The following is a 10509-nucleotide window of genomic DNA, read 5'->3' on the forward strand; positions in this document are numbered from 1 at the left end:
ACCGCGACCAGCTGCGCCCGGGACAGATCCCCGCCTCGCCGGCACCCGACCACGCCTCATCGAGGCGACTCATCGCCTCGTGCAACCCGGTCAAAGTGGACATGCTCCATCCTAACCCGGTAACACGCTACCTTCGAAGCTATCTCCGCATCACATCCCAGAATTCCGCAGAAATACGCCACTGCGCCCCCCGGAACCACTCCTCCACAAGCACCCCAGATACGTACTTATCCACGAGTCTCGTCAGCGCCCCGCGAGCAACTCCTCGAGCCGCGCCGCTTCCCCCGCCGGCATCGCATACCCGTGCTCGACCGCTGGGTACACACCCCCGCGCACCTCCGCCGCATACGCCTCCACGCCGCCGATCGCAGCCGTCCGCAACTCCGCGTACCGCTTGACGAACTTGGCCGCGCCGCCGTCGTACAGCCCGAGCAGGTCGTGGAACACGAGCACCTGCCCGTCGGCATCCGCTCCGGCTCCGATGCCGATCACGGGGATGTCGAGCAGCGGAACCAGGGCGGCGGTGACCTCGGACGGAACCGCCTCGACCACGAGCATCGAGCAGCCGGCGGCCTGCAGCGCGAGGGCGTCGTCGATCACGGCGAGCGCCGCCTCGGCGGTGCGGCCCTGTGCGCGGTAGCCGCCGAGCGCCGTGGCCGTCTGCGGGGTGAGCCCGACGTGCCCGACCACGGGGATGCCGGCCTGCACGAGCGCCCGCGCGCGGTCGACGGTCGTGCCACCGCGCTCGATCTTCACCAGGTCGCAGCCGGCTTCCTTGACGAAGCGCTGCGCAGTCGCGATGGCCAGCTCGTCCGAGGCCTCGTACGACCCGAACGGCAGGTCGCCGACCAGCAACGGCATGGTCAGCCCGCGGCGCACCGCCTTCGTCAGCATCAGCATCTCGTCGACCGTGACCGGCACGGTGCTGTCATAGCCGAGCACGGTCATCGCGGCCGAGTCGCCCACAAGCACGATGTCGACACCGGCAGCCTCGACGATCTGCGCACTCGGGTGGTCGTAGGCGGTGACCATGACGATCGGCTCGCCGGCATCCTTCTTCGCGGCGAGAGCGGCGAGCGTGACACGTTTGCGCGGGGCGGCGTGGGCACTCATGCGCGGGCCTCCGTCAGCAGGAGGTCGACGGCGTCGTCGACCTGGATGGTCGCGTTGTCCCGGTCGACGTGCACGACGACCGGTTCGTAGCTCGCGAGGTCTTCGCGCGAATAGTCGGCATAGGAGATGACGATGATGGTTTCGCCGGTGTGCACGAGGCGGGCCGCGGCGCCGTTGACCTGGATGACGCCGGATCCGCGCTCCCCCACCAGCGCGTACGTCTCGAAGCGCGCGCCGTTGTCGACGTCGACGACGTGCACCTGCTCGTGGGGCAGGATGTCGGCGGCTTCGAGCAGGATGGGATCGATCGTGATCGAGCCCACATAGTGCAGATCGCTGGCGGTGATGGTCGCGCGGTGGATCTTCGACTTCAGCATCGTGCGTCGCATCAGGCGTCGCCCTTCGGGTCGGTGGTCTGCGGGTCGGCGGCATCCGGGAGGGCGGCATCCGGTTCAGCGGCATCCGGTTCAGCGACGTCCGGTCCGGCGACGTCCGGTTCAGCGACGTCCGGTTCAGCGGCACCCCGATCAGCGACGTCGGTAACGGACAGCACATGGTTGTCGATCAGCCGGGCGGCGCCGACGCGTGCGGCGACCGCGAGCAGCGCGTCCCGCTCGACGCGGACGACCGGCTTCAGCGTCTCGGCATCGCGGAGCTCCAGGTACTCCACAGAGATCCGGGCGTCTTCGAGCACGCGCCGTGCCGCCGACAGGATGCCCGCACCCTCGCGCTCCCCCGCCGCGAACACCTCGGCCGCCGCATCCAGCGCCCGGTTCAACGCGGTCGCCTGCACCCGTGCGGCATCGTCGAGGTAGACGTTGCGCGAGCTCATGGCGAGTCCGTCGGCCTCTCGCACGATCGGGCAGGCGACGATCCGCACCTCGAGGTCGAGGTCGCGCACGACGCGGCGGACGACGAGCACCTGCTGCGCATCCTTCTGTCCGAAATAGGCAGCATCCGGCCGGACGATCCCGAACAGCTTCGTGACGACCGTGGCGACGCCGTCGAAGTGGTGCGCGCCGCGGCTCGCGCCGTCGAGCACATCGGTGAGGCCGGCGACGTGGATGTTCGTCGCGAACTCGTCGGGGTAGATCTCGGATGCCGCGGGGGCGAAGAGGATGTCGACGCCCTCGGCCTCGGCGAGCGCGGCGTCGCGGGCCTCATCGCGCGGGTAGGAGCTGAGGTCTTCGTTCGCGCCGAACTGGGTCGGGTTGACGAAGAGCGAGACGACGACGAGATCGGATGCCGCGCGCGCGGCCCGCATGAGAGAGAGGTGTCCGTCGTGGAACGCACCCATCGTGGGGACGAGCCCGACCGTGCCGTTCGCGAGCCGAGCCTCACGGACGGCCGCACGCACCTCGGGGATCGTGCGGAGGATTCTCATGCGGAAGGCTCCTTCGGGGCGGCGGTCGTTTCGCTGGCCGGCTCACCGGTCGGCTCACCGGTCATTTGTCGGGAGAAAGAACGGATGTCGGGTGAAACAGCCGCGTTTCTCCCTGCATCCGTACTTCCTCCCGACATCCGTACCGGGTCGTCGGCGCGAGAGGCGATCGCCTGAGTCGCGGCGGCGAGGGCGTCGAACAGTTCCTGAAGGTCGAGCTCTCCGGCGGCCGACCTCTGCCGGGCGACCGTCTCCCCGTCGCCGCGGGCGATCGGTCCGGTGAGGGCTTCCTGCGCGCCGGCATCCGTCCAGTTCTCGACCGTCTGCCGGACGAGCGGGGCGAGGAGTTGGCGAACGTCATCCGAGGGGATGCCCGCGGCCGCAGCCAGCTGCTCGGCCGCATCGACCACCGTCAGCACGAAGTTCGAGGCGAAGGATGCCGCCGCGTGATAGCCCGCGCGGTCGTCGACGGTGAACGGTCGGGCACCGAGGGCCCGGGCCAGCTGCTCGGCCACGGCGCGGGCGTCGTCGGTGCGCCCGGCGACCGCGGCGCCGATGCCGTGGAACACGTCGGGAGTCTCCCCACCCGTGAAGGTCTGCAGCGGGTGGAGGCTGAAGTCGACGTCGTCGAGCAACGTGGCGCCCGAGACGTGTCCGACGAGCCGCACATGCGGTCGAGCGACGAACGCGACAGCCGGGATGGCGGAGTCCGGGACACACAGCAGCGCGATGTCGACGTTCGGCATCGACTGATCGCGGCGAAGGGGGCCGAGGACGTCGAACCCAACCGTGCGCAGGGAGCGCGTGAGCACGCGTCCGAGCCGACCGGCGCCGACGATGGCGATGGTCGTTCCTGGCGGGAGTGAAGAGGAGGTCTGCATGTCGATTCCCCGGCCGAGTGGGGGCGGTCCGGATGCGAGAAGTATCCGCCCATCGCGGCATCCGCTCCAAATCTGAGAGCAGAACGACAATCCTTTGCCGTCAATTAATTGTCATTAACATGATAATCAGCAGTCAAGAGATGGCATATCGCTCTCACTCCAAAACGGACGGGCCCGCAGAGCGCAGCACGACGCACTCCACGGACCCGCACATCAGGGACCTCAGTCGCGACGCCAGACCGCGACGATCCCCGCGCCGAGCACGGCCAGCCCCGCCGCTCCGAGGAACAGCCAGGAGAATCCGCCGGTGAGCGCCTCGGCAGACGACGCCCCCTCTGCCGACAGCGCTGCCGTGCGCAGGCCGGCGACCGTGCCGAGCACCGCCAGTCCGAGCGCGCCGCCGATCTGCTGGCTGGTGTTGACGAGCCCGCCGGCGAGTCCGGCCTCTGCACCTTCGACGCCGTCGACCGCGAGCTGGGTGGTCGCCACGACAGCGCCGCCGAGTCCGACCCCGATCAGGATGGTCGGGGCGAGCAGGTGTGTGAGGAACGCGGCATCCGCCGGGGAGGCAGCGAGCCAGAGGAGCCCCGCGGCCAGGATGAGCAGCGCCCCGATCAGCACCGGCCGCGTGCCGACGCGGGCGATCACGGCGGGCACGCCACCGGCGACGATCACGAGCACACCGGCGAGGGGCAGCTGCGTGAGGCCTGCAGTGAGGGCGTCGTAGCCGAGCACGGCCTGCATGTACACCGAGAGGGCGAAGAAGAGCGCGACCATGGTGGCGCCGCCGAGCAGCATGACGATGTTGCCGAGGGCGAGGTTGCGGTTGTGGAACACGCGGAGCGGGACGAGGGGCTCGGCAGCGCGGCGCTCGATCGCCACGAAGGCGACGCCGAGGATCAGCGCGAGGGCGAGCAGGCCCAGCGGGAGCGGGTGCACGAAACCGACCTGCTCGACTGCGCTGAGGGCACCGACGAGCGCGACCAGTGCGGCGGTGACGGTCACGGCGCCGGCGGCATCCAGGCGTCCGGGAGTTCGGATGCCGTCACGGGTGATGAGCAGCGGGATGGCGATGAGCACGAGCGCGCCGACCGGCACGTTGACGAAGAACACCGACTGCCAGCCGAGGGTCGCCGTGAGCACTCCACCGAGCAGCACGCCCGCGGCCGACCCGATGCCGGCGACCGCTCCCCACACTCCCAGCGCCTTGGTGCGCTCGGCGTCGTCCGGGAACAGCTGGGTGAGCAGCGCGAGTGCGGCGGGGGCGAGGAGCGCAGCCGAGACGCCCTGCAGGGCGCGGGCGGCGAGGAGCATCTCGCTCGACACCGAGAGCCCGGCGAGGGCGGATGCCGCCACGAATCCGGCCGTTCCGATCAGGAACACCCGGCGGTGTCCGTAGCGGTCGGCGAGGCGTCCGCCGAGGAGGAGCAGGCCGCCGAACGCGAGCACGTAGGCGGTGATGACCCAGGCGAGGGCGGCGGTGTCCATGCCGAGCTGCCGGCCGAGGACGGGGAGGGCGATGTTCACGATCGAGGCGTCGAGCACCACGAGGAACTGTGCGAGCGCGAGGACGCTGAGGGCGAGCCAGCGGCGCGTGCTGCGCGGTGTGGCGAGCGTCGGGAGGGAGGTGACGGTGGTCATGACGTGCTCCTGTTCTGGTTTCTTGTCCGTGATGTTTCGAGGTCGGTCAGATGAGTGATTACTCACTCACTCTTGCGTGCGTGAAGAAGGGCTGACGCCCCGTGGGGGTGGATCAATCGGGGTGCGTGATCCCCTTGGTCAACAGGGCGACCCAGTCCCCTGGGCGTCCGTCGAGCTGCGTCGTGACGATCAGGTGGCAGAGCTGCCCGTAGGCGATGAAGCGCTGCACGTCGTCGTCGCTCGCCCGCGAGCGGGTCTTCGCGAACGTCGTGACCCGTTCGAGCCCTGCGCGCAGCGCCTCCCCGATCGCGGGGATCTCGGCGACCGACTGCGCGTGCACCTGCAGCATCAGCAGCTTCCGGTCGGAGATGAGGTGCGCGTAGGCGTCGCCCATCGCGTCGAGCACGCCTTCGGGCGAGGTGTCGGCGGCAGCATCCGCTCCCTCTTCGAGAGCGGAGACGATCGCGTCGAAGCAGGCCTCGAGCGCCACGACGAACAACGCCTCCTTGCCGGAGTACAGCTTGAAGACGTAGGCGGGGGAGATCTTGGCCTCGCGGGCCACGTCGGCGACGGTCGTGCCGTGATAGCCGCTGCGCGCGAACGCCGCCAGCGCCGCCGCGGCCACGACAGGCCGGCGGCCATCGGCCGTGGAGAGGATCGAACTGCGGGTCACGGGCATATGAGTGACTGTACACTCACTCTTCCGAGAGTCGCAAGGGGGATGAGGAAGCTCAGCGCGCCGGCGAGACGCCGCCACCGAATGAGGATGCCGGACCGGGAGAGCTGCCCGATCCGGCATCCGTGCGCATTCGCACGCGCTGCTCACGGCACGACGATGACCTTGCCGGCGATCGGTCCAGCAGCCGCCTCGCCGTGCAGGGCCGGCAGCTCGGACAACGGGATGCGGCGCGTGACCTCGAGATGCAACTCACCCGCGTCGACGAGCCCGACGAGCTCCGCCAGCCGCGCCGCGTCGCTGCGGACGAACACGACGACCGAGTGCACGTTGCGGTCGGCGTCGTCGGGCGCCGGCATCCAGGCGGTCGTGCTCACGACGACGCCTCCGTCTCGAACCAGCGCGACCATGGCGGTGAACTCCTCCGGCTCGATCGGGGCGAGATTGAGGAGCATGTCGACCGGCTCGGAGACCGCGTCGAGCACCGGCGTGACGGTGTGGTCGATGATCTCGTGCGCACCGGCGGCTCGCACCGCGTCCGCGCTCCGCGGGCTCGCGGTCGCGATGACGTGCGCTCCCGCTCGGGCGGCCAGGGCGATCGCGTACTTCCCGACGACTCCCCCGGCGCCGACGATGAGCACCCGCTGGTCCGCCTGCAGGTCGCCGTCGTCGAAGAGTGCCTGCCGTGCGGTGAGCGCGACCGAAGGGAATGCGGCGGCGTCGGCGAGCGGAACACTCGTCGGGGCCGACACCAGGGCATCCGCCGGCGCGAGCGCGTACTCCGCCGCGCCGCCGTCTTCGCCCATCGGCAGGAAGCCGATCACGGGGTCGCCGATCGCGAAGCCCGTGACACCCTCGCCGACGGCATCCACCGTTCCGGAGACGTCGTAGCCGGGAATGTGCGGCAGCGTCAGCGGGATCGGCAGGAAGCCCGCCCGCATGCCGTTGTCCGCCGCACTGAATGCCGACGCGGCGACGCGCAGCCGCACCTGACCGGCGCCGGGATTCGGCTGCTCGATCTCGCCGTACTGCAGGACTTCGGGGCCGCCCACTTGGTGGAACCGTACTGCCTTCATGATGTTTCCTCTCATCGGATGCTTCGAATTCGAAGCAATAAAGCGACCGTAGCACTGCTTCGAATTCGAAGCAACACGTATACTGGACGGATGAGCCCCTCTCCTCCCCAGCTCTCGCCGAAAGAGCTCTCGGCATACTTCGCGTTCACCGAGGTGAGCAGCCTGCTGCGGCACTCCGTCGAGAAGCAATTGAAGGATGCCGGGCAGCTCAGCTATGTGCAGTTCCAGCTGCTCGCGCGGCTCGGCGACGCTCCGGGCGGGAGTCAGCGCATGACCGACCTCGCCGACGGCGTGGTCTACAGCCGGAGCGGACTGACCTATCAGGTGCAGCTGCTCGAGCAGCGCGGTCTGGTCACGCGCGCTCCCTCACCGGAAGACGAGCGGAGCACGATCGTCACGATCACCGACGACGGGCGCGGCGTGCTCGCGACGGTCTTCCCGGGTCATATCGCGACGGTCAAGGACCTGCTGTTCGACTCGCTCACGGCCGACGATGTCGAGGGCCTCGAGCGCGTGCTCACACAGGTGAGCGCGCATCTGCGGGCGAATCCGCCGCGGTCAGCGGGGAGCCGGAAGAAGAGCTGAGCCGACACCGAACCTTCTCCGCACCGAATCCTGCACCCCGCCGCTCGCTAGGCCGATGCCGGGACCGGCCGAGTCCTGATCGCAGAGTTCAGGGAGAAGGCCGACAGCGTCAGCGCCACGACAGCACCGACGAGGGCGAGTGGCGGGTTCGACAAGGTGAAGACGCCGACGGATGTGGTGACACCCTGAATGAAGAACAGCGCGCCGAGGAGGATTCCGCTTCCTCGAGTGCTCGTCATCTTCCACCAGGGTCGAGGAGCGTCGGATTCTCCTGCGCCGCGGAAGGTTCGAGCTGCCACGACGACAGCTGCCACGAGGGCCAGGACTCCCCACGCGAACCCGAGGTCGAGGTTGACGGCCGCGAGCGGAACGGTCGTGAGCGTGAGCCCGATGGCGACGGCGACGACATAACCGAGCTTGGCGGCCGGTTCCTTGATACGCATCATGCCCCTCCTGGTCTGTTCATCCCCGGACACCAACGTACTAACGCTCTACCTTGCGCTGCCAGAGGTGGACCGAAGTCGGCGCCGATGTCGGAGGAAGGGCTGATCGCGTGCGGCACTGAGGCCCCGGAGCGCGCCGCTCAGCTGCGCAGCACGGAGTCCAGCAGCCCGGGGAAGAGCGCGTCGAGGTCGTCGCGGCGCAGGGTCAGCATCCGTCGGCGGCCGTTGGGATCGTTGCGGATGACGCCGGCTTCGCGCAGCACCTTCATGAAGTGCGACTTGGTCGACTTCGGGAGGTTCGGGTCGGTGGAGTGGCAGGCGGCCATGTCGAGGGGACCGTCGGCGAGCTGGCGCGTGATGGCGAGGCGCTCGGGGTCGCTGAGCGCGAAGAGCACGTCGGTGAGTTGGATCTCGGAGCGCTCCGGGTGCGGAAGATCGCCAGGCATGGTTCGAGAATAGTTGAACAATCGACGGATGGCGAGTACGCTCCGATAGTTCGATGATTCTCGAACCATACGAGGAGTCGCCATGACCAGCACCGAGCCGATCGTCCGCCCGTCGGCGCCCCTTCGACGGGCCCACGGACTCGGCGGGAGCACCGTCGTTCCCCGCGCACGGTTCGGGTTCGTGCTCGCGATCGTGGCGCAGATCCTGATGATGGTCGGGGCGAGTGCGCCGTCGCCGTTCTACCCCGTGCTCGCGCAGAGCATCGGGTTCGAGGCGATCGTGATCAGCGCCGTGTTCGCGGTCTACGCGGTGGCGCTGCTGCTGACCCTCCTCACCGCCGGGTCGCTCTCGGACCACGTCGGCCGTCGTCCGGTCGTGATCGCCGGGTTCCTGCTGCTGGCGGGGAGCATGTTCCTGTTCTGGCACGCGGATTCCGTCGCGATGCTATTCCTCGCGCGCATCCTGCAGGGTGTCGCGAGCGGCCTGCTGATCTCGGCGCTGTCGGCGACGGTGCTCGACTTCGCGCCGGGTGGGCGCGCGGGGGTCGCCGCGCTGTGGAACGCGCTGAGCCCGGGGATCGGACTCGCGCTCGGGGCCCTCGTGTCGGCTGTGGTGCTCGACGTCAGCGGCGAGGCGCTGCTCGACGTGTTCGCGCCGCTGAGTTCGGCGTACATTCTGCTCGCGGCGCTGTTCTTCCTGGTGCCCGAGACGGCTCCGCGCAAGCCGGGGGTGTGGGCGTCGCTGAGCTTCCGGCTGTCGATCCCGCCCGCGATCCGCGCCGACTTCTGGCGCGGGGCTCCGGCCGTGATCGCCGGATGGGCGACGGGTGGACTGTTCCTGTCGCTGGGCGCGAACATCGTGCGCGGCGAGCTCGGTGGCGAGGCGCACGTGTGGCAGGGGCTCGGGGTCGTTCTGCTCGCCGGGGTCGGCGCCGTGACGGCGTTCGTGCTGCGGAAGATCGCGGCGCGGTCGATGGTGCTGTTCGGCACGTCGGCGCTCGCGGTCGGGACTCTGCTGTCGCTGATCGCGTTGGGCGTCGGGTCGCTGCCGTTCTACCTCGTCGCCGCGGCGGTCACCGGAATGGGATTCGGGACCGCGTTCTCCGGAGTGGTCGCCTCACTCGCCCCGCGGATCCCGGCGACGCAGCGCGCCGACACCTTCGCCGTGATCTACCTGCTGGCTTACCTGGCGTTCGGGGTGCCGGCGGTGATCGCCGGAGCGCTGGTCGGGGTGGTCGGGCTCGAGGCCGTGTGCGTCGGGTACGGGATCGTGGTGATCGCGCTGGCGGGGGTCGCGTTCGGGCTGCGTGTGCGGGCCGGGCGGTAGGTGTCAGGCGATCAACCCGGGTTGATCGGCTGCCGCGGCACCTGCGATCCGGGCGTCAGGACCCCGTCATCGGGTCGGTCGAGACGTCGATGACCCCGAGCGGGAACGGACTGAAGTAAGACCACGAGCCGGAGGAGAAGTGCTCGAGCGGGGTCAGCTGGAACCACACGTGCGACACGACAAGGGCGATGGCGACGAGCAGGCCGGCTCCTTGGATCGCACGTTCCAGCGTGCGCAGGGCCGCACGCTCGTCGGATGCCTTGGCGACGCGGCCGATCGCGATCAGGACGATCAGCGCGATGCCTGCGTAGACGAACACACTGGGGCGGATCGTCAGCGTGACGCAGAGCGGAGCCTGGTCGACCGACCGGCCGTCGGCGTCGATGAAGCCGCCGTTGGCGTCGACGCCGCCCGGGCAGAGGCCCTTGCTGCCGGTCATGAAGGTGGCGTACACGAGTCCCGCGACGATCGTCCAGATGAGCGTTCGACGGATGCCCGCGATCACCGCGGCGAAGGGGAGCCCGGTGACGGCGGTGTCGGCCTGCGGCGCCGGGGGCGGTGTGAGTGACACGGAGGACTCCTTCGAGGTCGGTCCCCTTCATCATGTCGGAGGAGTCCGCGGGAAGGAAGGGCGGAGGAGCCGCAGCATCCGCAGCATTCATGGCGCCGAAACGCCTCCGGCGCCTGTACTACAGGAGCTTTGAGCGACGCTTCTGATACATCCATGAAGAGACGCAAACTCGGTGCGCGCAGCCTCCGGAATATCGGTAGGGTTCGGCGAGAGAGTCCGAAGAGAAAGCCGGCAACGATGCCTGAAGCACCCCAAGGTTGGTACCCCGACCCTCATCAACCTGCACAGCAGCGTTGGTGGGACGGAGTGCAGTGGACGAGCCACACCGCCCCTCTGGGGCAGGCGCCCGCAGCGGCCGTCGCGGCGACT

The 10509-nt window shown here is 69.3% G+C and carries 13 protein-coding genes; 3 read left to right on the forward strand and 10 right to left on the reverse strand.

Annotated features, from left to right (window positions below):
• Positions 1 to 243: 243 nt before the first annotated feature.
• From panB to ACNPM4_RS07680, 7 genes are all read right to left on the reverse strand, one after another.
• Positions 244 to 1113, reverse strand: coding sequence for a 3-methyl-2-oxobutanoate hydroxymethyltransferase (gene panB / locus ACNPM4_RS07650; RefSeq protein ID WP_448985291.1), 870 nt, complete (start codon positions 1111 to 1113; stop codon positions 244 to 246).
• Positions 1110 to 1502: an aspartate 1-decarboxylase gene (gene panD / locus ACNPM4_RS07655; RefSeq protein WP_448985292.1), complete on the reverse strand. Its 393-nt coding sequence runs from the start codon at positions 1500 to 1502 to the stop codon at positions 1110 to 1112. The genes panB and panD overlap by 4 nt, the downstream gene beginning before the upstream one ends.
• Positions 1502 to 2497, reverse strand: coding sequence for a pantoate--beta-alanine ligase (gene panC, locus ACNPM4_RS07660; protein ID WP_448985293.1), 996 nt, complete (start codon positions 2495 to 2497; stop codon positions 1502 to 1504). The genes panD and panC overlap by 1 nt, the downstream gene beginning before the upstream one ends.
• The gene (locus ACNPM4_RS07665) at positions 2494 to 3375 is read right to left on the reverse strand and encodes a DUF2520 domain-containing protein (RefSeq protein ID WP_448985294.1); all 882 of its coding nucleotides are present in this window, start codon (positions 3373 to 3375) and stop codon (positions 2494 to 2496) included. The genes panC and ACNPM4_RS07665 overlap by 4 nt, the downstream gene beginning before the upstream one ends.
• A 222-nt stretch (positions 3376 to 3597) precedes the next feature.
• Positions 3598 to 5016, reverse strand: a complete 1419-nt coding sequence (locus ACNPM4_RS07670) for an MFS transporter (RefSeq protein ID WP_448985295.1) — start codon at positions 5014 to 5016, stop codon at positions 3598 to 3600.
• 112 nt (positions 5017 to 5128) lie between these two features.
• Positions 5129 to 5695, reverse strand: a complete 567-nt coding sequence (locus ACNPM4_RS07675; protein ID WP_448985296.1) for a TetR/AcrR family transcriptional regulator — start codon at positions 5693 to 5695, stop codon at positions 5129 to 5131.
• Positions 5696 to 5838: 143 nt separating this feature from the next.
• The gene (locus ACNPM4_RS07680; RefSeq protein ID WP_448985297.1) at positions 5839 to 6768 is read right to left on the reverse strand and encodes an NADP-dependent oxidoreductase; all 930 of its coding nucleotides are present in this window, start codon (positions 6766 to 6768) and stop codon (positions 5839 to 5841) included.
• A 90-nt stretch (positions 6769 to 6858) separates the two neighbouring features.
• Between ACNPM4_RS07680 and ACNPM4_RS07685 the strand changes: the two genes are divergently transcribed.
• Positions 6859 to 7353, forward strand: a complete 495-nt coding sequence (locus tag ACNPM4_RS07685) for a MarR family winged helix-turn-helix transcriptional regulator (RefSeq protein ID WP_448985298.1) — start codon at positions 6859 to 6861, stop codon at positions 7351 to 7353.
• 47 nt (positions 7354 to 7400) lie between these two features.
• On the opposite strand, the gene ACNPM4_RS07690 is transcribed toward ACNPM4_RS07685, so the two are convergent.
• Together ACNPM4_RS07690 and ACNPM4_RS07695 are read right to left on the reverse strand one after the other, a co-directional pair.
• The gene (locus ACNPM4_RS07690) at positions 7401 to 7799 is read right to left on the reverse strand and encodes a hypothetical protein (protein ID WP_448985299.1); all 399 of its coding nucleotides are present in this window, start codon (positions 7797 to 7799) and stop codon (positions 7401 to 7403) included.
• Between the two features lie 137 nt (positions 7800 to 7936).
• Complete coding sequence (locus ACNPM4_RS07695) at positions 7937 to 8242, reverse strand: ArsR/SmtB family transcription factor (protein WP_448985300.1); 306 nt, start codon at positions 8240 to 8242, stop codon at positions 7937 to 7939.
• Positions 8243 to 8324: 82 nt separating this feature from the next.
• On the opposite strand from ACNPM4_RS07695, the gene ACNPM4_RS07700 reads away from it, so the two are divergent.
• Positions 8325 to 9569, forward strand: coding sequence for an MFS transporter (locus tag ACNPM4_RS07700; RefSeq protein WP_448985301.1), 1245 nt, complete (start codon positions 8325 to 8327; stop codon positions 9567 to 9569).
• Positions 9570 to 9624: 55 nt separating this feature from the next.
• On the opposite strand, the gene ACNPM4_RS07705 is transcribed toward ACNPM4_RS07700, so the two are convergent.
• Positions 9625 to 10140, reverse strand: a complete 516-nt coding sequence (locus ACNPM4_RS07705; RefSeq protein WP_448985302.1) for a hypothetical protein — start codon at positions 10138 to 10140, stop codon at positions 9625 to 9627.
• A gap of 237 nt (positions 10141 to 10377) precedes the next feature.
• Between ACNPM4_RS07705 and ACNPM4_RS07710 the strand changes: the two genes are divergently transcribed.
• Positions 10378 to 10509, forward strand: a 132-nt coding sequence (locus ACNPM4_RS07710) for a DUF2510 domain-containing protein (protein ID WP_448985303.1), incomplete at its 3' end; no start/stop codon positions are given.

The organism is Microbacterium umsixpiens (genome assembly GCF_053543675.1).